At 35.9% G+C, this 22,647-nt stretch carries 23 protein-coding genes; 17 read left to right on the top strand and 6 right to left on the bottom strand.

Annotated features, from left to right (window positions below; all coding sequences use genetic code 11):
• Window positions 1–240: 240 nt before the first annotated feature.
• The 5 genes from AACZ49_RS01710 to AACZ49_RS01690 form a co-directional block, all read right to left on the bottom strand.
• Window positions 241–648, bottom strand: coding sequence for a group II intron maturase-specific domain-containing protein (locus AACZ49_RS01710; RefSeq protein WP_339651433.1), 408 nt, complete (start codon window positions 646–648; stop codon window positions 241–243).
• A gap of 258 nt (window positions 649–906) precedes the next feature.
• Window positions 907–1,380 carry a group II intron maturase-specific domain-containing protein gene (locus AACZ49_RS01705; RefSeq protein ID WP_339650936.1) on the bottom strand — a complete coding sequence of 158 codons (474 nt, stop codon included), beginning with the start codon at window positions 1,378–1,380 and terminating at the stop codon, window positions 907–909.
• A gap of 103 nt (window positions 1,381–1,483) precedes the next feature.
• Window positions 1,484–1,900 (bottom strand): hypothetical protein, encoded by a 417-nt coding sequence (locus tag AACZ49_RS01700; protein ID WP_339650934.1) that lies wholly within the window; start codon window positions 1,898–1,900, stop codon window positions 1,484–1,486.
• Between the two features lie 131 nt (window positions 1,901–2,031).
• Entirely contained in the window at window positions 2,032–2,706 is a 675-nt protein-coding gene (locus AACZ49_RS01695; protein WP_339650933.1) for a class I SAM-dependent methyltransferase, read from the bottom strand.
• A 115-nt stretch (window positions 2,707–2,821) separates the two neighbouring features.
• Window positions 2,822–4,624, bottom strand: coding sequence for a DUF885 domain-containing protein (locus AACZ49_RS01690; RefSeq protein WP_339650931.1), 1,803 nt, complete (start codon window positions 4,622–4,624; stop codon window positions 2,822–2,824).
• Window positions 4,625–4,935: 311 nt separating this feature from the next.
• Between AACZ49_RS01690 and AACZ49_RS01685 the strand changes: the two genes are divergently transcribed.
• Window positions 4,936–6,462 carry a carboxylesterase family protein gene (locus AACZ49_RS01685; RefSeq protein WP_339650929.1) on the top strand — a complete coding sequence of 509 codons (1,527 nt, stop codon included), beginning with the start codon at window positions 4,936–4,938 and terminating at the stop codon, window positions 6,460–6,462.
• Between the two features lie 122 nt (window positions 6,463–6,584).
• On the top strand, window positions 6,585–7,304 hold the full coding sequence (locus AACZ49_RS01680; RefSeq protein ID WP_339650927.1) for an SGNH/GDSL hydrolase family protein: 720 nt from the start codon (window positions 6,585–6,587) through the stop codon (window positions 7,302–7,304).
• A gap of 190 nt (window positions 7,305–7,494) precedes the next feature.
• Here AACZ49_RS01680 and AACZ49_RS01675 read toward each other — a convergent pair whose 3' ends face one another.
• On the bottom strand, window positions 7,495–7,785 hold the full coding sequence (locus tag AACZ49_RS01675) for a Dabb family protein (protein WP_339650924.1): 291 nt from the start codon (window positions 7,783–7,785) through the stop codon (window positions 7,495–7,497).
• On the opposite strand from AACZ49_RS01675, the gene AACZ49_RS01670 reads away from it, so the two are divergent.
• The 15 genes from AACZ49_RS01670 to argH all read left to right on the top strand — a co-directional run bounded on the left by AACZ49_RS01670 (window position 7,774) and on the right by argH (window position 22,596).
• Complete coding sequence (locus AACZ49_RS01670) at window positions 7,774–8,088, top strand: hypothetical protein (RefSeq protein ID WP_339650922.1); 315 nt, start codon at window positions 7,774–7,776, stop codon at window positions 8,086–8,088. The genes AACZ49_RS01675 and AACZ49_RS01670 overlap by 12 nt on opposite strands.
• Before the next feature lie 178 nt (window positions 8,089–8,266).
• Window positions 8,267–9,049 (top strand): agmatinase, encoded by a 783-nt coding sequence (speB, locus tag AACZ49_RS01665; protein ID WP_339650919.1) that lies wholly within the window; start codon window positions 8,267–8,269, stop codon window positions 9,047–9,049.
• Window positions 9,050–9,101: 52 nt separating this feature from the next.
• A complete protein-coding gene (locus AACZ49_RS01660) occupies window positions 9,102–10,445 on the top strand; it encodes a glycosyltransferase 87 family protein (protein WP_339650917.1) in 1,344 nt (447 codons plus the stop codon).
• A gap of 237 nt (window positions 10,446–10,682) precedes the next feature.
• Window positions 10,683–11,312: a GNAT family N-acetyltransferase gene (locus AACZ49_RS01655; protein WP_339650915.1), complete on the top strand. Its 630-nt coding sequence runs from the start codon at window positions 10,683–10,685 to the stop codon at window positions 11,310–11,312.
• Between the two features lie 68 nt (window positions 11,313–11,380).
• Window positions 11,381–12,562: an argininosuccinate synthase gene (gene argG, locus AACZ49_RS01650; RefSeq protein WP_339650914.1), complete on the top strand. Its 1,182-nt coding sequence runs from the start codon at window positions 11,381–11,383 to the stop codon at window positions 12,560–12,562.
• 58 nt (window positions 12,563–12,620) lie between these two features.
• Window positions 12,621–13,595, top strand: a complete 975-nt coding sequence (argC, locus tag AACZ49_RS01645; RefSeq protein ID WP_339650912.1) for an N-acetyl-gamma-glutamyl-phosphate reductase — start codon at window positions 12,621–12,623, stop codon at window positions 13,593–13,595.
• Between the two features lie 122 nt (window positions 13,596–13,717).
• Window positions 13,718–14,512 (top strand): pyrroline-5-carboxylate reductase, encoded by a 795-nt coding sequence (gene proC / locus AACZ49_RS01640; protein WP_339650910.1) that lies wholly within the window; start codon window positions 13,718–13,720, stop codon window positions 14,510–14,512.
• Window positions 14,513–14,559: 47 nt separating this feature from the next.
• Window positions 14,560–15,687: an aminotransferase class III-fold pyridoxal phosphate-dependent enzyme gene (locus AACZ49_RS01635; protein WP_339650908.1), complete on the top strand. Its 1,128-nt coding sequence runs from the start codon at window positions 14,560–14,562 to the stop codon at window positions 15,685–15,687.
• On the top strand, window positions 15,684–16,880 hold the full coding sequence (locus tag AACZ49_RS01630) for a glutamate-5-semialdehyde dehydrogenase (RefSeq protein ID WP_339650907.1): 1,197 nt from the start codon (window positions 15,684–15,686) through the stop codon (window positions 16,878–16,880). The genes AACZ49_RS01635 and AACZ49_RS01630 overlap by 4 nt, the downstream gene beginning before the upstream one ends.
• A 65-nt stretch (window positions 16,881–16,945) precedes the next feature.
• Window positions 16,946–17,713 (top strand): glutamate 5-kinase, encoded by a 768-nt coding sequence (gene proB / locus AACZ49_RS01625; RefSeq protein ID WP_339650906.1) that lies wholly within the window; start codon window positions 16,946–16,948, stop codon window positions 17,711–17,713.
• Window positions 17,710–18,648, top strand: a complete 939-nt coding sequence (locus AACZ49_RS01620) for an acetylornithine carbamoyltransferase (RefSeq protein WP_339650904.1) — start codon at window positions 17,710–17,712, stop codon at window positions 18,646–18,648. Before proB ends, AACZ49_RS01620 begins: the two co-directional genes overlap by 4 nt.
• 7 nt (window positions 18,649–18,655) lie before the next feature.
• The gene (locus tag AACZ49_RS01615) at window positions 18,656–19,408 is read left to right on the top strand and encodes an SDR family oxidoreductase (RefSeq protein WP_339650901.1); all 753 of its coding nucleotides are present in this window, start codon (window positions 18,656–18,658) and stop codon (window positions 19,406–19,408) included.
• Window position 19,409: 1 nt separating this feature from the next.
• Window positions 19,410–20,189: an acetylglutamate kinase gene (gene argB / locus AACZ49_RS01610; RefSeq protein WP_339650898.1), complete on the top strand. Its 780-nt coding sequence runs from the start codon at window positions 19,410–19,412 to the stop codon at window positions 20,187–20,189.
• Between the two features lies 1 nt (window position 20,190).
• Window positions 20,191–21,255, top strand: a complete 1,065-nt coding sequence (locus AACZ49_RS01605) for a M20 family metallo-hydrolase (protein WP_339650896.1) — start codon at window positions 20,191–20,193, stop codon at window positions 21,253–21,255.
• Between the two features lie 63 nt (window positions 21,256–21,318).
• On the top strand, window positions 21,319–22,596 hold the full coding sequence (gene argH, locus AACZ49_RS01600) for an argininosuccinate lyase (RefSeq protein ID WP_339650893.1): 1,278 nt from the start codon (window positions 21,319–21,321) through the stop codon (window positions 22,594–22,596).
• The last annotated feature ends 51 nt before the right edge of the window (window positions 22,597–22,647 follow it).

Below are 22,647 nucleotides of genomic sequence, written 5' to 3'. Positions count from 1 at the left end.
GAGCGGGGACTAATACTGTGAATAGAGATTTAACCTCTAGAACCGAACCAAGTTCACCCCGGCCTTTTTTAATAAAAATATGAACAATTTAATAAGTTATGAGTCTCCCCCGGACCCCCTCTTTTCAACAACATGATTATTGATTAATTGTATATTGTTTATAGGTTCAAATCTAAAGGAACCGAACGTGATGCTCTCACATCATACGGCTCTTGTCATACAGTCGGCAAGGCCTGATCGTTAGACCAATTTGTAGCCCAATTCCCAATGGTAGAACAGGTTTGGATATGACTTTGTAATAAACCTAAGCCATTGTACTGCTTTGATCTTGCTTCCCTTGAAGCTTTTGTACTTATTCAATATCCATCTTATCATACGATTGTGCAGGTAATAGAACACAGGTTGCAAGCTCCTACGGCTTATCTTTCCGTAATACTGGACCCAACCACGAATCTTTGGGTTTAGCAGATTTGCCAAATCCTGTATCCCACGTTGGGTTTTGTTGTGGAAAGCAAGTTCACGGAGTTCTCCCGTGATTCGAGTCTTGGACTTTCGGCCTATTTTGCAATCGAACTGAAGGAAGCTTCCGCCCTTTTTCAATCTGAACCGTATCGGCTGAAAGCTGAATCCCAAGAAATCGAATTGCACGGGATACCCTTTGAGGCCCCTTCCTTCCTTCTTACAGTACACTATTTTGGTCTTTTCAGGATTGGACTTACTAATGGTTCCAGACGTTACCCCAGCGCATAAGGGACTTACACCCTCTAAATAAATCCTTATATTGCTATAAGGTAAAGATGCCCATGCTGGGCACACATCGAGTAGGCGGGTCCGCCCCTAGTTAGGAACGGACTGCGCCTCTCACACCACCGTGCGTACGGGTCTCGTACACGGCGGTTCGTTATATCAGAACTTTACACTAAGGTAGTACGCTAGCATACTTTCATAACCTCTTTTTCTTAGGCGTTTTTCAGTAATAGTAGTTCTAAGTATAGGACTTTGGGCTACTGCCCATCCTCCCATCCTTGTTCTACTCCAAGCATATGCTTGTCCCTGTTTTATACCTAAGCCAATGAGATTCTTGCGTTTGCGTTCCGGTTTCTTCCAATCGTGCCATATGCAGTAGCGTAGTCGGTTCCGTAGCCATTCATCCATCTTCTTAAGTTTGGTATGTATATTCCCTAATCGGAAATTGTTCAACCACCCTTTATAGATGGGTTTTAGCCGTTGTAACCTTTCTACTAAGGACAAGGGCAGCGTTTTCTTGGTAAGATACCTGAGCTTGCGTTTAAGTGTTTGCCAAGCCTGTTCGCTTACTGTTAACTGATAATGGCCCTTTACGCCTTTCTTATAGACCGGCGTAAACCTATATGTATACAAGTTTTTGCATCGGTTTATCTCTAATGACCTTTATAAATTAACTTGTAACTGTTTCAATAAGAGACTATCATTATAAGCTCTGTTATAATGATAGTCTTATGTCTTATTTAAAAAAATGTACGTAAGATTCCTTAATATTTAAGCTCGCTGGTTCTGGAAATTCAGCATGAACAATTAATGTATTCTCATGATGCTGTTCTAAATTATTCAACACTTTTCTGTTCAACAATAAAATAGTTGAGTGACCATGATTATCCAATTTATCTAAAACTGTTTTTCCATTAAACTCACATATCCAATGAGTTTCAGCCATATTTTCTTCATAAAAAAATTCAATCGTCGGTGTTTGAAAATAATTATAATCACCTATTGCTTCAAAATCAAAAACTATACGTAATAATCCGCCTTCAACGTTGACATCCTCATCTTTAATTCCCAATTCCGCAAATGATAATTTACCAGAACTTGACTCATTAAAGTTCACTTTTATCTCACCTTGATTTATCTCTACCTTACTCATATAATTTTGTTTTGATTATGCTTTCAAAACTAGATAACGGTTATTATAAATACTATGACATTTATCAGATACGCTAATTCATGTCTTCTACAATTATTGAAGCTAAGTACAAATAGTTAAAAACAGTTGCGCTAAAAAACTTTGTACAACGTAGTTTCTATAACTCCTTTATGACCTTTTGGAAGAATAGATAACATATGTTTTTGCTTTTTAACCTTTAAGTTAAATGGTGACGCTAAAAGGTCAACTCCGCTTTGTTTTTTCAGCCGAGTCCCCTGTCCTGAAATAATATCTTTATTGGGCATAAACTCGCCTTCAGGTAGATGTTCTGTTAGTATTACATATTCAAAAGCAGGTAATTTTTTCACAATTGATAGAATTTCTGCATTCGATAAGTGTTGTAACACCTGTCTCAATAAAACACAATCGGCATTTGGCAAATCATCGACAGCAATATCCAAGCATTGAAACTCTAAATTATCGTCATTAAACGTTCTTTTATTATAAACTATTAAGTCTTCTACGATATCTACGGCAACATATTTATCGGTATACTTTACCAGCTCTTTGCCTACATTAAAATCGCCACACCCTAAATCACATACAGTTATAGGCCTTGCAAACGATGTCAAAAATGATTTAAGAACTTTTAAATAGGGATCCACAATTTCAGGGTAATGTGACCCATCACCAGAATAATAAGGAGAATCATCTTTGCCCCATAGTTGCATGGCATACACCTGCTTCATAGCATCTTTGGTTGGCCAAGGCTTCTTTCTGCTTTTAGCTTCATTTACTTTCTTCATCACAAGCAACTATTTGATATTTGCGAACTACAATTAAAATTTATAAAATAGCATTAAATACAAAATGCAGTAAGACAACTATACCTTACTGCACTTTGTTGCTAAAAGCTATTATTTACTTCTGTGTGCTTATCCAAGCTTTAACCCTGCGTTCCAATAATTCTAAAGGCAAAGCACCACCTCCAAGAACAGTATCATGAAATCCTTTAATATCAAATTTATCGCCCAATTCCGTTTCGGCCATTTTACGTAATTCTTGAATCTTAAGCATCCCTATTTTATATGAAGTAGCTTGACCTGGCATCACCATATAACGCTGTACTTCTGCCTTTATAGCTCCTTGAGATATAGAAGAGTTTTCGGTAAAGTATTTTATGCCGTCTTCTTCGGTCCATCCTTTAGCATGTAAACCCGTATCGACTACTAATCGTATAGCTCTCCATATTTCGTTCACCAAACGACCAAAATCATAATATGGGTTTTGGTATCCACCCATCTCTTTTGCCAATGCTTCTGAGTATAACCCCCAACCTTCGCTGTAAACACTAAAACCTGCTTGGGTTCTAAACTTAGGCACCGACACCAATTCTTGAGCAATAGAAATCTGCATATGATGCCCAGGATTACCTTCATGATACGCCACACCTTCCATGGTAGATTTCGGCATCGCATTCATATCGGATAGGTGCACATAATAGGTACCTGATCTAGAACCATCTGGCGTACCTGCCGAATAATGTTGTGGGGCACCATCTTGCTCACGAAATGCTTCTACTCGTTTTACCTGTAATTTTGCTTTTGGTAGAATTCCGAAATAGTCTGGTAATTTCTTAGTCAAATCATCTAAATACTTCGTTGACTCATCTAAGTACCCTTGTCTACCCTCATCTGTATTTGGAAAGAAAAACTGTTTATCGGTATTCACGAATTTAAAAAAGGCATTTAAATCACCATCGAAACCAACTTTTTCTTTTATGGCCATCATCTCTTCTTTGATTCTAGCAACCTCCTTTAATCCAATTTCGTGTATCTCATCAGCAGTAAGTCCGGTTGTTGTAAATACCTTTAATCGGTAATTGTAGAAATCTTTTCCATTTTCATGACGACTAACTCCTGTTGGTGTAGCTTCTGCATTATCAACTTCACTCTCCAACCAAGTTAACAAACTGGCGTAAGCGGGTATAAAATAATCATTAAGTGCTTTTTCTGACTGTTCTTTAAGAGATGTAGCTTCTTCATCAGTTATCTTTTCTGAAGTTAAAAGTGCATCGATTTTTCCGTTCATGTCATTTAACACCGGCGTACCATCTTTTAATGCTTTTGTTTGGATTATAACCGTCTCAAATGCAAACTTTGGAGGCAATATACCGACAGCAGCCTGTTCTTTTGCCCGTACTACCAATTGATCAATTCCCCTAGCTGTTTCCTTAATTCTAGAGACATAGGCATTCATATCGGATAAGCTATCTACCTTATGAAAATTGATTAAATAACTTGGCAGTCGCGTATGCATGCCGCGCATTTGGTCAAATACATAGTCCATATTTTCGAAAGCTGCACCTTCTTTCATGATTTCGTACTGGTATACCCACAAATCATAAGAAGTTTGGTCTGCTTCATTTAAGCTATCATAGTCAAATTTTTCTTTTAGCTCTTTTGTTCTTTCAGCATACCAGGCCAATTCTTTGTCCTCTGCCTCCTTACTTAAATCATCAATTTTATCATACTGGTCTTTTCGTCCTTGAGCAGTAAGCCCCAACGGACTCATCTGTAATTGCTCTTCGTATTTTTCATCGAACCATTTGTTCAACTCTGCCGTTTGATCTATAACCGGTTTTGGTTCTTCTTTACAGGAAGAAAGTAACAGAAAAGCAATCGAAAGTGTAGTTGTAATTGCTATAGTAATTCGTTTTTTCATGATAGTTTAGTTTGTATTGAATCAATATTAGTTGTGTAAGCAAATACTTATATTAAAAAGCGTTAGAGGATGTTTAAAGATATAGTAATTTGTTCAAATCCATTCTTACAATTAATGAATTCCTAGTAAACCGGTATTCTAGCTTTTAAGTTACTTTTTACGGATTGATGACCTTAAATGATGTATTATGAATTCCCATTTCTAAAAATCAATCGGTATGTAGTATCTTAGGACTACCACATAAAAGTTCAAACAAAGGTTACCCATATGTATCGACACCAGAGCTTTTATAAACTAAGTAAAACCAAACTATGAAACACTTATTCATTTTTACATGTTGCCTATTTTTAGGATGTAATCAACCAAAGGAAACCATCATATCAACTGATAAGGGTAAAATAGAAGGTAGTTTCAACATAGACAAAACGGTTCGTATTTTCAAAGGCATACCTTTTGCGGCACCACCTGTAGGTGATTTAAGATGGAAAGCTCCCCAACCAGCAACTGCTTGGGATGGTATTCTACCATGTACCGAATTTGGACCAAACCCAATTCAAAATACACCTGAACCTTTTTATTGTTGGACCGAAGAATTTATAGCCAAATCTGAACCCATAAATGAAGATTGTCTATACCTCAACGTTTGGACAACCGCAAAATCAGAAAACGAAAAACAGCCCGTTATTGTTTGGATTTATGGCGGCGGGTTCACTAGTGGCTCTGCTAATTGTGATATTTATGATGGTGAAGAACTGGCTAAAAAAGGTGTTGTATTTGTCAGTATCAATTATCGTGTGGGCGTTCTTGGTTTTATGGCACACCCTGAATTAAGTAAAGAATCTGGAAATGACGCATCGGGCAATTATGGTTTCATGGATCAAATAGCGGCACTAAATTGGGTGCAAAAAAATATCGATATATTTGGAGGAGACCCTAATAATGTAACAATTGCTGGGCAATCTGCAGGGGCATTCAGCGTAAATACCTTAATTGCCTCTCCCCTTGCGGAAAATCTGTTTCATAAAGCAATTTTACAAAGTGGTGGATTATTAGGAAGCAATAGAGCTCAACCCTTAGCCGATGCTGAAGCAACAGGAATGCGATTTATGGAAAAAGCGGATGCATCCTCCATTAAAGAATTACGGCAATTACCTGCAGAAGAATTGCAAAATATTAGTAATGATTCTGAAATAGGTAGTGTCGGAATTACAAAAGACGACTACGTAGTACCTGAAGATTTAATGGCTCATTTTAAAAATGGCAAACAACATCAAATACCTATAATAGCCGGATGGGTTACAGGTGATGGCGATTTTTTAGGGGGTAATGAAATGACAATTGAAGAATACAAAGAAGAAGCAATTGCTAAATATGGTGATAAAGCAGCCTCTTTTTTATCGATTTTTAATGCGGATACAAATGAGGATGTCAAAAAAATTAAAAGCAAATTAGGCATGTTGAATTTTGCAGGAGTAACATCACACTTGCTGGCAGAATTCAGTACACAGCCAAGTTATTTATATCAGTTTGGTCATGCACCCCCAGAAAAGCAAGATTTTCCAAACTACGGTGCTTTTCACACCTCAGAAGTACCTTATGCACTTCATACGCTTCATACATGGAATCGTGATTGGCAACCTTCGGACGAAAAAATCGAGGACGCTCTATCTTCGTATTGGGTCAATTTTGCAAAAACAGGAAATCCGAATGGAGATAACTTACCTATTTGGAAAACGTACAACAAACAATCTGGCCATATCATGGTTATAGAGGATAATGTACTTGGTTCAAAAGAAGGGTTTCTGAAAAAGGAATTAGATTTTTTGAGTCATTTATAAATATAAAGTTGAGGTATTTTGATAGCCATCAAAAACATTATAAAGAATTCGATTTATACACATAGTCCTACTTGTTATTTCTGGCAGTTAATTTGATTTTGACATTTAAAATATACACTCCTATGAAAATATATTTCAATTATTTAACCTTTCTATTTCTTTTATTATCTGGCAGTATTTTTTCACAAACTACCTTAGATTCCTTATCACTAAAAGGTTCTTATAATTTTGGGAAATCTGTAGCGGTATTTGGCGGTTCTGTTTCTGTTATTCCAGAAAGTAATAGCGCCAAAGTTTTATGGGAGAAACATTTAGGCTTGACCATTACAAACTTTGGCGTTCCAGGTGCTGGTTTTTCTTCTTTACAAGGAAAATCTATGCAACAACAAGTAGATGAAGCCGATTTATTTGATATTTATATTCTTTGGGCTTCAACAAACGATTACACGAACAATAGAGAAGTAGGATCCTATACCGATTATACAGAATTTGACAATTATAATACTGAAAAACTAACTACGCAGGCAGGAGGCATTAATTATTGTGTAAAAAAGATTTATGAGATAAACCCTAATGCAACTATATACTTCTTTACATCAAGTAAAGCTTTTAATGATAGAGGTGCCTATGACCCATTTTATTCGGAAGGAATGGCACAGCACGTTAATATGCAAAAAATGATTTGTGCCCTCCATGGTATTCCCGTTCTTGACCAATTTCTTTTAGGCGGCTACAACATATATAATAAGGATTTATATTATCGTGACCCTATTCATATGAATGTTTTGGGATACAAAAAATTAGGTGAATTACAAGTCTCATTTTTAGCCTTTCCTATGTAAGAATCATTACTCTTTAAAAACTGATAACTTACTAAATGACTTAAATATATAAATCGTTACTTAATTAAGAATAGGACATTTGCATTTAACCCCCTTGTGATTTAGATAAAAATCTATAATTACATTTACACATATGCTATTATAAAATGCTTCAGCCAAATGACTCATAATTAAATATAAAAGCCAATTTCTAGATCACTTCAAAATCCAATTCTAAAAAATCCTCTACATAGGCTGCCCAGTATTGACTAACGAAAGTAGTATGTTCTGGATGCTCGCTATAGGTGCTGTATGTTTGCATAGAATCAAAATCCATTGAAAGGGCATATTCAAAATGGCTCTTCGTACTAATTTGACGTAGGCACTCAAAATTTTCAACTCCGGGTATTGAACGAAGTTCTCCAGCAGCTTTCATAAAAACTGATTCTTCCTTAGATCCTTTTGCATACTTTAGTTTAAACGTTACGGTATGTTTAATCATTTGTATAATTTTAAAGTGAGTAAAGTACAGAAAATCGATATATTTATAATTATGAATCTAAAAAAACACAAGGAACACGCCATCGCTTTTTATAGAACCTCATACTTGGTCCAACCTGAACTTGCTATTGAAAAATATGTCGACAAGGAATATATTCAACACAACCCTGAGGTAGCAAACGGCAAACTGGGCTTTATCGATTATTTTAACCGAATGCAAGAAGAATACCCATACAAATCTATAGAATTTGTTCGTTGCATTGCAGAGGAAAATCTAGTTGCACTTCATACTCACCAAACCTAACCAGACAACGACCAGGAAGTTACCATGAATTTTATTCGGTTTGTTATAGATGGAAAAAATTGAGAACAATTGCATTCGATTTAGAAGATTCCTGTAAAATCCGAGAATCCTAATACGATAAATTAATCCGCGTTTAGGTTTAAAATATATAACCGACTAAAGCCAACAAATCATTCAAATGAAAAACATTATTATACAAGGTATAAATTGGGACGCGAAATCTTCCTTTCAAAAAGGACCGTCAAAAGCGCCAGACCTTATTAGAAAAGCACTTTATAGCGATTCTATGAACTTATGTACCGAATTTGGTATTTCAATCGAAAACAATATCATTTTAGACAAAGGTGATTTTAAAATCGATGAATATTTTGACATTGCCTCAACCACTAAAAAGCATCTTAAAACCGGATCAAAAGTGCTTACACTAGGTGGTGACCATTCCATAACTTTTCCGATTATAAAAGCATATCACGACCATTACCCTAAACTAGACATATTGCATATAGATGCGCATGCCGACCTATATCATGATTATGAAGGCGACCCCTATTCACACGCATGCCCTTTTGCAAGAATTATGGAAAATGGTTTTGCTGTGAAATTAGTTCAAGTTGGTATCAGAACGTTAAATCCGCATCAAGCTGCACAGGCAAAAAAATACAAGGTTGAGGTACATGAAATGCGTAATTTAAATTTAGACAACATTCCTAAATTCGAAAACCCACTATATATTTCTTTAGATATGGATGGTTTTGATCCTGCCTTTGCCCCTGGCGTATCTCATCATGAACCAGGAGGACTTTCTTCACGTCAGGTAATCAATTTAATTCAAAGTATTGATACAGAGGTAGTAGGGGCAGATATCGTAGAATACAATCCTGATCGTGATTTTCAAGATATGACCGCCTATTTAGCTGCGAAAATGATGAAAGAACTTTTAGGTATAATGATGGAGAGTTAAACATATATTACGTTAAAACCTTATATTAAGCTTTCTCAAAACCAAACCATCAATGTCCAAAACCCTAAAAACATTTTTGAAACTACATAAGGTTTCATTGTTATTGGCGGTGTTGAGCTTGATTTTCTACTATACATTTGCGTACCATTTGCATAGAACCGATTTCCCAAAACTACTGGGACTCTTTGTTGCACTTTTTTTCCTCTGCTTTAAACTTATTCAGTTCGAAAAATGGAACCTTAAATTTCTATTGGTAGCAGGCATCATTTTTAGACTAGTTTTTATTTGTACGGAGCCGAATCTATCTCAAGATTATTATCGATTTATATGGGATGGGCACTTAATCGCCAATGCCATTAACCCGTACTTACACACCCCAAATGAGCTGATTAAAAACATGGCAGATATAATCCCCAATGCTAATCAGCTATATGAGGGCATGGGTAGTTTAAGTGCAAAACACTATAGTAATTACCCACCATTGAACCAATTAATTTTTGGAATAGCCGCTCTGATCGGAGGCAAAAGCATTTTCGGTTCATTAGTTGTAATGCGTATCACCATAATTTTAGCCGATCTTGGTATTTTCTATTTTGGAAGAAAACTGTTAAAAAACCTCAACAAATCGCCCCATCTAATTTTTTGGTACTTCTTAAATCCTTTAGTAATTATTGAACTTACCGGCAACCTTCATTTTGAAGGTGTAATGCTATTCTTCTTTATATTTTCCTTGTTTCTTTTATCAATAAGCAAATGGACATGGGCAGCTGCTATTATGGCCTGTTCAATATCTATTAAACTAGTGCCGCTGCTATTTTTACCGCTCTTCATTCGGTATTTAGGATGGAAGAAAAGTTTACTATCCTATGGTGTAATTGGCGTAACAGTTCTATTGTTATTCCTACCTTTTTACACACCAGAATTCATTGGTAATTACACAAAAACTTTAAGCCTGTGGTTTTCTAATTTTGAGTTCAACGGCAGCATATATAATATCGTAAAACGAATTGCAATACAATTTGATGCCAAACCATGGGAATTTATAAAGGTCTATGGTAAAATTACACCTATAGCAACCATACTAGCGGTACTTTTATTTACAATTCTTCCCAAAAGGAAAGATTTAAACCAGCTTCTTGCTTCTATGATGTGGGTTTTGACTATTTATTATTTTATGTCGACTACCCTTCATCCTTGGTATTGTATTTTCTTAGTGCTTCTCGCGATCTTTACAACATACCGTTATGCCATCATCTGGTCTGTGGCTATTATCCTTAGCTATTACGCATACTCACAGGCCGATTTCAAGGAAAACTTTTGGCTTCTCACTCTTGAATATATTTCAGTGTACAGCTTCTTAATTTATGAAATTGTTGTACATAATAACAAAAAGTGAAGTTTTTGTAAAAATTTTCGCATGGGTGTTGTCAAATAAATTTAATTTGTACATTTACCCTGTAATGAACGAAGAAATCTACTTTTTATATAGTACCGTGAGCCCAGTTGCTCTTGCGCGTCCGTTCACATCTCGCCGTCGTCGCCCGTAAGGGTAAGATATATTTATGGAATTAGGTGAGTCCATTTCCGCACAGAAAATCAAAATTATTTTTTACACTTTTAAATCTATTTGGCAATGAACTTAATTGTTGCTAACGAATCACATTTTAAATACGCCCAAGACATTTGTGATACGATTGCAGAATCGGCAAAAATTCGTGGCACAGGTATTGCAAAACGCACACCTGAATATATTCAGAGAAAATTATCTAACGGCAATGCCATACTGGCTTTGGACGGAGATAAATTTGCAGGCTTCTGCTATATTGAAGTCTGGGGGCATGAGAAATTTGTAGCAAATTCAGGGCTCATAGTACATCCTGATTATAGAGGTCAAGGTCTTGCAAAAAGCATAAAATCCAAAATCTTTGAATTGAGTAGGAAGAAATTTCCCGATGCTAAAATATTTGGTATTACCACAGGTTTAGCGGTTATGAAAATCAATTACGAATTGGGTTATAAACCTGTAACCTTCTCTGAACTGACAGATGACCCAGAATTTTGGAAAGGCTGTCAAACGTGTAAAAATTTCGATATTCTTACCCGTACAGAGCAAAAAATGTGCTTATGTACAGGTATGCTCTATGATGCTAACAGCAAGAAAAAAAATGAAGAAGTCAAAGAAGTAAACAGTAAAGCCTTTACAAGATTAAAAAGTATCAAGGAAAGTTTGTTTCTTAGAAAAAAAGAAGAAAAAAGTAAGTAATTGTTATAAGGTTCATTGCATTAGTCATTCAGCTTCCCTAACAATCAAATACAGTAAAAAACATTACAATGAAATTAGTTTTAGCTTATAGTGGTGGATTAGATACATCTTACTGCGCAAAATATTTATCAAAAGACAAAGGATTTGAAGTACACGCAGTAAGTGTCAACACTGGCGGATTTTCATCTGAAGAAATAAAGGAAATAGAACGTAAAGCACTGCAATTAGGAGCAACATCCTATACTTCTATTGACGCTGTGCAAACATTCTATGAAAAAGTAGTGAAGTATCTTATTTTCGGTAATGTCCTTAAAAACAACACCTACCCTCTTTCGGTTAGTGCCGAACGAATAGTACAAGCCATAGAGATTGTCAATTACGCTAAAAAAGTTGGTGCTAAATATATTGCCCATGGTAGTACAGGTGCTGGTAACGACCAAGTACGTTTCGATATGATTTTTCAAATCATTGCTCCAGAGATTGAGATCATTACCCCTATTCGTGATAATAAATTGGCCAGAGAAGCTGAAATAGCTTACTTAAAGGATAATGGAGTTGATTACCCTTGGGAAAAGGCAAAGTATTCTATAAATAGAGGACTTTGGGGAACTTCAGTTGGCGGTGAGGAAACTTTAACTTCTGATAAGGCTTTACCCGATAGTGCCTACCCTAGCCAATTGCAAGAAAAAAATCCAACAGATATCACTTTAACTTTTGAAAAAGGAGAATTGGTAGCTGTAAATGGTGAAAAAGGTTTACCGGTTACTAATATTGAAAAAGTAGAAGCCATTGCTTCTAAATATGCGATTGGTAGAGATATTCATGTTGGTGATACTATTATTGGTATTAAAGGTAGAGTTGGCTTCGAAGCCTCTGCCGCATTACTAATTATAAAAGCACATCACTTATTAGAGAAGCATACACTTACCAAATGGCAACAATATCAAAAAGAACAGCAAGGTAATTTCTATGGAATGTTATTACATGAAGGTAATTATTTAGATGCGGTAATGCGAAACATAGAAGCCTTTTTAACCGATACACAAAAAACAGTTTCGGGAGATGTTTTTGTTAGTCTGTACCCTTTCCAATTTAGATTGAACGGTATTTCATCTAAACATGATTTAATGAATGCTTCTTTCGGTAGTTATGGTGAAATGAATAAAGGATGGACTGCAGAGGAAGCAAAAGGATTTATCAAAATTCAATCGAATGCCGGTAAAATCTACAACCATGTTAATGGTGAGTAATTAGAAAACAAATTATTCTGACTGGTCGAGCGTAGACGAGACCTATAAAGCATAAAAAATGATTAAAGCGGGTATAATAGGCGGATCAGGTTATACGGGGGGCGAACTTATTCGTATTCTTTTAAACCATCCTGCTACGGAAATCGATTTTGTATACAGCACTACAAGAGCTGGCAAAAGAGTAACCACAGCACACCCCGATTTATTGGGAGTTACAGATTTAGAGTTTACTGGAAATGTAAACCTGAATGTAGATGTTGTTTTTCTATGTCTAGGACATGGTAATTCTACTGCTTTTATAAAGGAACATTCTTTTTCTGCTGATACTAAAATAATCGATTTAAGCAACGATTTCAGACTTCACGCAGATGCTAAAATTAATGGTAAGCAATTCGTATATGGTTTACCAGAACTTTTCAAAAAAGAGATTGAAAACGCCCAATATATTGCCAATCCAGGTTGTTTTGCAACGGCTATTCAGTTATCATTACTACCCTTAGCTAAGGCAAATCTATTGGAAAACGAAGTACATATTAATGCTGTTACAGGCAGTACAGGTGCTGGTGTTAGTCCGTCTGCTACCTCTCATTTTTCATGGCGAAACAATAATGTAAGTTGGTACAAACCTTTTACCCATCAACATTTGGGTGAAATCAACGAGAGTTTACATTCGCTTCAAACCAATACCGGGAATTTATTTTTCATGCCAAATAGAGGAAATTTCACTCGTGGAATTTTAGCTACATCATATACCAAATTTGCTGGCAGTTTAGCTGATGCAGAAAAAATCTATCAAGATTTCTATAAGAATGCTGTCTTTACGCAAATTTCTGAGGAACCAATTAACTTAAAGCAAGTAGTGAATACGAATCAGTGTCATGTGCATTTACACAAACACGATGATATTCTATTGATCACATCAGCTATTGACAATTTATTAAAAGGTGCATCGGGACAAGCGGTGCAGAATATGAATTTAATATTCGGATTGGAAGAAGATTTAGGCCTTAATTTGAAAGCAGGGGTATTTTAAATATTATTCCAAGAATGGGATTTAGAAATTGAATATTAGCAAAACATTATAAGTGATGAATTCAAAGTTGTTGTTAAAACTTACTTATAACGCTTAGCTCATTACCAAACACAATTAAAATTATGAAAATAGCCATTATAGGTGCAGGCAACTTAGGACTTTCGATTGCAAACGGAATTCTAAACAGTAATGGTGCTACTACTATGTACCTTACCAAAAGAGACACAAAATCTATTCTCGATTTTGAAAAACACAACAAGGTAACTGTAACGACTGATAACCGATTGGCTATTCAGAATTCAGATATTTTAATATTTGCCGTTCAACCTGTTCATTTTGCAGAAATCTTAGAAAATATAAAAGATTTATTGAACGAAAACCATGTAATTATTTCTACCATAACCGGTTTTGGTATCGACAAAATAGAAGCGGTTATTGGTAAGGACAACTATATTATAAGAAGTATGCCCAATACAGCTATTTCGGTAGGTAAGTCAATGACTTGTATCTGTAGCAACGAGAAAGGTAAAAAACGAATTGACTTAGCGAAAGCTATTTTTAACAGGATGGGACATTCTATGGAAATTCCTGAAAACCAAATGCAGGCTGCTACGGTTATTTGCGCAAGCGGTGTTGCCTTTTGGATGCGATTAATACGCGCTACAACCCAAGGTGCCATACAGTTAGGTTTTGATGCCCAAGAGGCCCAAGAACTGGCCATGCACACATGTAATGGTGCTGCAAGTTTACTTATAGAATCGGGCAATCATCCTGAAGAAGAAATAGACAGGGTAACCACACCAATGGGCTGTACAATTACTGGATTAAACGAAATGGAACACCAAGGTTTAAGCTCATCATTAATACAAGGTATTATTGCCTCTTATGATAAGATTACCGAATTTAAAACCAAGTAAAATAAGCTACCACACCAGTTCTTTTTGGAACTAGAATTTTTTGAACTATGAAATTATTCGACGTTTACCCATTATATAATGTTACTCCGGTTTCCGCGAAAGGAATAGTTGTAACCGACGATAAAGGTCAAGATTATTTAGATTTTTACGGTGGTCATGCCGTAATTTCCATTGGTCATACACACCCACATTATGTGCAGCGTTTAAAAGACCAATTAGACAAAATCGGGTTTTATAGCAATGCCGTTCAAAATCCTTTACAAGAAGAACTTGCTGAAAAACTTGGTGTACTATCCAAATGCGAAGATTACAATCTTTTTATGTGCAATTCGGGTGCCGAGGCAAATGAAAATGCCTTAAAAATGGCATCTTTCGTGACCGGAAAATCTAAAGTAATTGCCTTTAATAACGGATTTCATGGGCGAACTTCTGCCGCAGTTGCTGCAACCGATAATATTTCTATTAATGCACCTATCAACCAACAACAAAAAGTAAACTTTTTGGAACTTAACGATATTAAAGGTTTTAAAAATGAGATCGTTAAAAAAAATGTTTGTGCTGTAATTATAGAATCGATACAAGGTGTTGGAGGTTTGGATGAACCGACCACAGAATTTTTTCAAAAAGTGGCATCACTCTGTAAAGAGAATGGAGTTTTTTTAATTGCCGATGAAGTACAATGCGGATTTGGTAGAAGTGGTAAATTCTTCGGGTTTCAGCATCACAACATACAACCGGACATCATAAGTATAGCCAAAGGCATGGGAAATGGATTTCCTGTAGGTGGAGTCTTAATTCATAAAAGTATTAGTGCTAAATTCGGGATGCTAGGCACCACATTTGGTGGTAATCATTTGGCCTGTGTAGCTACTTTAGCGGTTCTTGAAGTGTTAGAAAAAGAAAACCTTATACAGAATGCCGAAGAATTAGGCCTTTACTTTAATGAAAAGGCAAAGGAAATTCCGCAAGTAAAACGTGTAAAAGGTCGCGGATTAATGCTTGGACTTGAGTTTGATTTTCAGGTAGCCGATCTTCGCAAAAAATTGATATACGAACATCACTTATTTACAGGCGGTGCTAAAGACAAAACCGTACTACGAATTTTACCTGCTTTGAATATTACAAAACAAGATTTAGATATTTTCTTTAAAGCTCTTAAGACCGCTTTAGCATGAAAAAAACACTCACTTTAAAAAAAAGAAATGCCGTACTATTATGCATGGCCGACCTTATAAGACAAGAAGAATCGATATTACTATCTGCCAATGATAAAGATTTAAGTTCATTTGAGTCTGATGACATAGCCATGGTCGACCGATTAAAGGTGAATAAAAAAAAGGTAGGCGAAATGATCTATTCCTTAAAACAATTGGCCGCTCTTAATGACCCTTTACATGTAGAACGCTTTCAATTTACACATGATAACGGACTTGAAATAAGTAATAAAACCGCCCCATTTGGCACAATAATGATTATTTATGAATCTAGGCCTGATGTTACTATTGAAGCAGCAGGCATTGCTTTTAAATCTGGAAATAAAATTTTATTGAAAGGTGGAAAAGAATCGTTGAATTCAAATTTAGTGCTAGTTAATCTATGGCATAAAGCATTAGAAGCTTGTGATTGTTCTAAAGACTGGATAACCTATCTCAATTATTCAAGAGAAGAGACTCAGAAATTCTTAGAAAATCCGACTGAAAAATTGGACCTAATTGTACCTAGAGGTGGTGAGCGATTAATTGCATTTGTAAAACAACATGCAAAATGCCCCGTAATCGTTAGCGGTAGAGGAAACAATTTTGTGTATGTTTCACAAGAAGCCGATTTGCAAATGGCCTTAGACATTATTATAAATGCAAAAACCACCAAAATTTCGGCTTGCAATGCTGTTGACAAGGTTATTATTTCCAGAGATTTACCACGTAAAATGGAATTTTTAAGTCTTTTGATACAGTCTTTAAAAAAGCATAATGTTGAAATTTTAACCGATGCCAAATTAGCAGGATTAGAAGGCACTTCACAAATGGCCGATAAATCAGTTTGGTACGAAGAGTTTTTAGATTATAAAATCGTCATTGGTCAAGTACCTGATATTGAAGAGGCTATTCAACACATCAATACTTATGGTGGTGGTCATTCTGCAGCAATCATTACTAAAAACGAAGAAGAAGCAGATACATTTATGCAATCTGTAGATACTGCAGCCGTATACCATAACGCATCTACTCGTTTTACAGATGGCGGACAGTTTGGTCTTGGTGGAGAATTAGCAATAAGCACTGACAAGCTACACCAACGTGGCCCAATTGGTCTTCAACATTTGGTAACCAATAAGTGGTTTGTAAAAGGAAATGGACAGGTAAGGTAAAAGCGAATTACAATTTCTTTAATCAACAAAACTGTTGATTAAGTCTAAATGGAAAATAGGCAGCAATGTTAAAAAAGAGAATATTATTAAAAATAGGTTCTAATACCTTAACTAAAGATACCGACCATATCTCTCGAGGTAAAATTGAAGATATTGGTAGACAAATAGCAGCCTTAAAAGAAGAATACGAATTTATCATTGTTAGTTCTGGAGCAATTGCAGCCGCTCGGCAATTTGTAAAACTAGAGCATAATGGTGAGGAAATTAACGTAAAACAGGCTCTCGCCTCTATTGGTCAGCCACATCTAATGCGTATTTTTCAAGAAAATTTTCGTGAGTTAGGCTTATTTACCTCACAATGTCTTTTATCTTATTCCGACTTTGAAAAGGAACAATCAAAAGTAAATATCAAGAACACGATAAATGTTTTGGTAGCCAATAATTTCATTCCAATAATAAATGAAAACGATACAGTTGCTACCGATGAAATAAAATTTGGTGACAACGATAAATTGGCAGGCTTAACGGCTGCTCTTTTATCCGCAGATATTTTAATTATTGCAACGAATACAGATGGTATTTACACGAAGGCGTCTTTATTATCTACATCACCAAAAACCATAGAAGAAGTTACAGATTTAAGTGATTTATTGGATGAAATTGGCGAATCGAAATCAACCCACGGCACTGGTGGAATGCAGTCTAAAATCGATGCTGCAACTATTGCCCAAAATGCAGGTATTGAAACTTGGATTACCAATGGTTTAAATGATAATTTCATTACCGACGCCATTGAAAACAAAAGCACATTTACAAAAATTAAAGCAACATGAATTACCTCTCTATAAATGACATAGATTCTTTATCCACTTGGGTAAAAGAAGCTATTTCCCTTAAAAAGCAGCCTAAAAAAGATAAAGTACTAGGTAGTGACAAAACTATAGGACTTCTATTTTTTAATAACTCCCTCCGTACGCGATTAAGTACTCAAAAAGCAGCAATGAATTTAGGTATGGATGTAATTGTCATGAACTTTGGCAGTGAAGGTTGGGCCTTAGAATATGCTGATGGTTCGGTTATGGACCAAGGCACTTCTGAGCATATAAAAGAAGCTGCACAAGTAATTTCTCAATATTGCGATATTATCGCCATACGTGCCTTTGCAGGTTTAGTCGACAAAGAAAAGGATGAAACAGAGGAAGTATTGAACGGATTTAAAAAATACGCCAGTGTGCCTATAGTAAACATGGAAAGTTCAGTTGGGCATCCATTACAGGCACTTACCGATGCCATAACCCTAGAGGAGCACAAATTCAAAGACAATCCGAAAGTGGTATTGTCGTGGGCACCACATCCAAAGGCCCTACCACATGCCGTTGCAAATTCATTTATACAAATGATGCAAAAGCAAAATGCAGAATTCGTAATTACCCATCCGAAAGGATATGAGTTGGACCCAAATATCACCAAAGATTCTAAAATTGAGCATGACCAAGAAAAAGCTTTGGAAAACGCAGATTTTGTATACGTTAAAAATTGGAGTAGCTATACCGATTATGGCCAGGTAAAATTACAAGACAAAAACTGGCAAATGACCCTAAAAAAATTAGGTAAAGCTAAATTCATGCACTGCCTTCCCGTTCGTAGAAATGTGGTCGTAGCTGATGAAGTATTAGATAGTAAACAGTCTTTGGTCATTGAGCAAGCAAATAATAGAACCTACGCCGCACAATTGGTATTGAAAAAAATTCTTGAAAACCAAAAATAAACAGGCAGTGAAGAAACTCGAAAATAAAGTAGCAATAATTACAGGGGCAACTAGTGGTATGGGTAAGGCGATTGCCATCACCTTTGTAGCCAATGGTGCTAAGGTAATTTTATCGGGTAGAGATGAAATCAGAGGAAATAAATTATCAAATGAACTGGGCGATAATGCTGTTTTCGTTGCTGGTGACATTACAAAAGCATCATACAACAATATACTAGTTTCAACTGCAATTGAACATTTTCATAAGCTCGATATTCTTTCGCTGAACGCCGGTATTTTAGGTTTAGGAAGCGTAACCGAACTACAAGATGAATTGTGGAAAAATACAATAGATACCAATCTATCTTCCATTTTCTACCTTTCAAAATATAGCATCCCAGAATTGAAAAAAAACGAAGGTGCTTCAATACTAATTAACGCATCAATCGCAGCTTATAAAAGTTTTCCAAATCATCCGGCATATTGTGCCTCAAAGGCAGGATCACTTGCATTAATGCGGCAAATGGCGGTTGAATACGCTCCTGAAATTAGGGTGAATGCTATGTGTCCCGGTCCTGTTGACACACCCCTTCTTTGGGATTCTGCCAAGGCATTTGAACATCCAAAAAAGGCAGTTGAAAATGCAGTGAACAAAACCTTGTTAAAACGATTAGGTCAACCAAAAGACATCGCAAATCTTGCTTTATTCCTAGTCTCCAATGATGCTTCATGGATAACAGGTTCGGCGATGACGATTGATGGCGGAATCTTAAATGCATAGAATGAGAGACAAATTATCGGTAGTAAAAATTGGTGGAAACGTTATAGAAGATGAGAAGGCACTAGATGTATTCTTAACAACATTTTCTAAATTAGAAGGACTGAAAATTTTGGTACATGGGGGCGGAAAATTAGCAACTCAATTAGCAACAAAGCTAGGTATTGAATCTAAATTGATAGATGGCAGACGCATAACTGATAAAGATACCGTTGACATCATAACTATGGTTTATGGTGGCTTGGCCAACAAGAAGATTGTCGCCCAACTTCAGTCAAAAAATATTAATGCTATAGGTTTAAGCGGTGCTGATGGCAATAGCATACATGCACATAAACGACCTGTAAAGGATATTGATTACGGATTTGTAGGTGACATTGAAAGTATTGATTCTGATTTACTGACGAACCTTTTATCTATAAACCTCACTCCTATTTTTTGCGCTATTTCGCATGATGGCAATGGTCAATTATTGAATACCAATGCCGATACCATAGCTGCGGAAATTGCAATTGGTATGGCTTCTATTTATGAAACCACACTATATTATTGTTTTGAAAAGAAAGGTGTTTTATTGGATATTACCGATGACGACAGCGTAGTGAAACACATAAACACCCCTAAATACAATGAACTTTTAGCTGACGGAATAATTGCTGACGGCATGATACCGAAACTGCATAATTGTTTTTATGCGTTACAAAATAATGTTGAAAAAGTATGTTTAGGAGATGTTAGTATGCTAAATGAAAATGCCGAACTGTTCACTACTTTAAAATTATAAGATGAACCAAACAGAACTTACAGAAAGTGCATTAGAATTATTGAAAGAGTTGATTTCAATAGAATCTTTTTCTAAGGAAGAGGATAAAACTGCAGATGCCATACAGGCCTGGTTGGCTCAATATAACATACCTACCGAACGTGACCTTAACAATATAATCGCGAAAAACAAATTTTGGGATGACAATAAGCCAACCCTTCTTTTAAATTCGCATCATGACACCGTAAAACCAAATACGGCATATACAAAAGACCCTTTTCATCCTCATATTGAGGATGGTAAATTATTCGGATTGGGAAGTAATGATGCAGGTGGACCATTAGTATCGCTATTAGCAACATTTGTATACTATTATAATGCAGAAGACCTCAACCATAATATTTTAATGGTAGCATCTGCAGAGGAAGAGAATGCAGGAGAAAATAGCCTACGTGGGTTGTTACCAAAACTTCCAAATATAGATGTTGCTATTGTTGGTGAACCAACGTTGATGCAACTCGCCATAGCCGAAAAAGGACTCGTCGTTTTTGATGCTGTAGTGAAAGGCACCCCTTCGCATGCTGCCCATCCTAATAATGATAACTCCATTTACAACTCCATAAAAGTGCTGGAATGGTTCAAGAATTACACATTCGGAAAAACTTCTGAAGCGTTGGGCGATGTAAAAATGACGGTTACCCAAATTAATGCTGGTACGCAACATAATGTAGTGCCAGCACAAGTAGATATGGTGGTTGATGTTCGTGTAAATGATGCCTACAGTAATAAAGAAATTGCAGATTTACTAAAGAAGGATGCCCCATGCGAATTAAAGGAGCGATCTTTACGCCTCAATTCATCGAAAATAGATAAAAACCATCCGTTAGTAAAGTCAGGTATCGCGTTAGGTAGAACAACCTACGGATCACCTACCCTTTCGGATCAAGCAGCATTAAGTTGTCAATCATTAAAATTAGGACCGGGAGACAGTACACGTTCTCATTCCGCCAATGAATTTATTTATGTTCAGGAAATTGGAGAGGGAATAGATTTATATATTAAAATATTAAAAGGCTTCTTGCAATAAACAATAATCATTTAACAATGAGCAATTTATATTTGTTCATTGAAAATTGTAAACTGACATAAAATGAAACTCTGGGACAAAGGATTTAGCACTGATAAAAAGATTGACCATTTCACCGTTGGCAATGATAGGGAATTGGATTTGGTTTTAGCCAAGTACGATGTAATCGCATCCAAAGCCCATGCTAAAATGCTAGGTGAAATTGGTTTGATAACTCCCAAAGAAACCAAAGAACTTGTTAATGAGCTGAACAATATTGCTGCACGAATAGAAAAGGGCACTTTCTCTATAGAAAAATCTTTTGAGGACATGCATTCTAAAATTGAATACATGCTCACCCTTAGTTTAGGAGATACAGGTAAAAAAATTCACACGGCACGTTCAAGAAACGATCAGGTTTTAGTGGCTATGCATCTTTATTTAAAAGATGAGTTAGAAGAAATTAAATCGATGACTAAATCACTTTTTAACCTTTTGTTAGTAAAGGCTCAAGAACATAAAGATGTGATGTTGCCTGGGTACACCCATTTACAAATTGCCATGCCTTCTTCTTTTGGACTATGGTTTTCTGCCTATGCAGAAAGTTTAATAGATGATCTTTATTTTATTGAGGCCGCTTATAAAGTTGTAGACCAAAACCCCTTAGGTAGTGCTGCCGGATACGGCAGTTCTTTTGCTATTGATCGCAGATTTACTACAAAAGAAATGGGCTTTAGCACTTTAAAATTTAATGTAGTCGCTGCTCAAATGAGCAGAGGGAAAGCAGAAAAAGCGACTGCTTTCGGTATTGCAAATATCGCTGCTACCCTATCTAAAATGGCCATGGATATTTGCTTATACATGAGCCAAAATTTCAACTTTATCTCTTTTCCAGATGAGTTGACAACAGGTTCGAGTATTATGCCACATAAGAAAAATCCTGATGTATTTGAATTGGTACGTGGCAAGTGTAATAAGTTACAGTCTATACCAAATCAATTGACATTAATCATCAATAATCTACCGAGTGGGTATCATAGAGATTTACAATTGGTAAAGGAAATAATCGTTCCGGCGATACAGGACATGAAAGCGTGTTTAGAAATTTTAACCTTTAGCTTAAAAGAAATTAAAGTAAATGAAAATATTTTAGACGACCCGAAGTATGATTTTTTATTTAGCGTAGATACGCTAAATGAGCTTGTGCAAAATGGAATGCCTTTTAGGGATGCCTACAAGAAAATGGGGCAAGAAATTAATGAAGGTACATTTACCCCTAAAAGAGATATTCACCATACACATGAAGGCAGTTTAGGGAATTTATGCCTGAAGGAAATTAATGATAAAATGAAAAATATTTAGTCCAGATATTAAAATAGGTTCACATAAATCTCAGTGAATTTCGCTATAAAT

This window comes from uncultured Maribacter sp., from assembly GCF_963975365.1.
Taxonomy (GTDB): domain Bacteria; phylum Bacteroidota; class Bacteroidia; order Flavobacteriales; family Flavobacteriaceae; genus Maribacter.
Note: the sequence above shows the minus strand (reverse complement) of the source record. Positions and strands in the feature narration are given on the sequence as shown.

Coding starts and splice junctions, on each gene's coding strand:
- AACZ49_RS01700 (WP_339650934.1), bottom strand. CDS start 1,900: ATGAGTAAGGTAGAGATAAATCAAGGTGAGATAAAAGTGAACTTTAAT.
- AACZ49_RS01695 (WP_339650933.1), bottom strand. CDS start 2,706: ATGAAGAAAGTAAATGAAGCTAAAAGCAGAAAGAAGCCTTGGCCAACC.
- AACZ49_RS01690 (WP_339650931.1), bottom strand. CDS start 4,624: ATGAAAAAACGAATTACTATAGCAATTACAACTACACTTTCGATTGCT.
- AACZ49_RS01685 (WP_339650929.1), top strand. CDS start 4,936: ATGAAACACTTATTCATTTTTACATGTTGCCTATTTTTAGGATGTAAT.
- AACZ49_RS01680 (WP_339650927.1), top strand. CDS start 6,585: ATGAAAATATATTTCAATTATTTAACCTTTCTATTTCTTTTATTATCT.
- AACZ49_RS01670 (WP_339650922.1), top strand. CDS start 7,774: ATGTTTAATCATTTGTATAATTTTAAAGTGAGTAAAGTACAGAAAATC.
- AACZ49_RS01675 (WP_339650924.1), bottom strand. CDS start 7,785: ATGATTAAACATACCGTAACGTTTAAACTAAAGTATGCAAAAGGATCT.
- speB (WP_339650919.1), top strand. CDS start 8,267: ATGAAAAACATTATTATACAAGGTATAAATTGGGACGCGAAATCTTCC.
- AACZ49_RS01660 (WP_339650917.1), top strand. CDS start 9,102: ATGTCCAAAACCCTAAAAACATTTTTGAAACTACATAAGGTTTCATTG.
- AACZ49_RS01655 (WP_339650915.1), top strand. CDS start 10,683: ATGAACTTAATTGTTGCTAACGAATCACATTTTAAATACGCCCAAGAC.
- argG (WP_339650914.1), top strand. CDS start 11,381: ATGAAATTAGTTTTAGCTTATAGTGGTGGATTAGATACATCTTACTGC.
- argC (WP_339650912.1), top strand. CDS start 12,621: ATGATTAAAGCGGGTATAATAGGCGGATCAGGTTATACGGGGGGCGAA.
- proC (WP_339650910.1), top strand. CDS start 13,718: ATGAAAATAGCCATTATAGGTGCAGGCAACTTAGGACTTTCGATTGCA.
- AACZ49_RS01635 (WP_339650908.1), top strand. CDS start 14,560: ATGAAATTATTCGACGTTTACCCATTATATAATGTTACTCCGGTTTCC.
- AACZ49_RS01630 (WP_339650907.1), top strand. CDS start 15,684: ATGAAAAAAACACTCACTTTAAAAAAAAGAAATGCCGTACTATTATGC.
- proB (WP_339650906.1), top strand. CDS start 16,946: ATGTTAAAAAAGAGAATATTATTAAAAATAGGTTCTAATACCTTAACT.
- AACZ49_RS01620 (WP_339650904.1), top strand. CDS start 17,710: ATGAATTACCTCTCTATAAATGACATAGATTCTTTATCCACTTGGGTA.
- argB (WP_339650898.1), top strand. CDS start 19,410: ATGAGAGACAAATTATCGGTAGTAAAAATTGGTGGAAACGTTATAGAA.
- AACZ49_RS01605 (WP_339650896.1), top strand. CDS start 20,191: ATGAACCAAACAGAACTTACAGAAAGTGCATTAGAATTATTGAAAGAG.
- argH (WP_339650893.1), top strand. CDS start 21,319: ATGAAACTCTGGGACAAAGGATTTAGCACTGATAAAAAGATTGACCAT.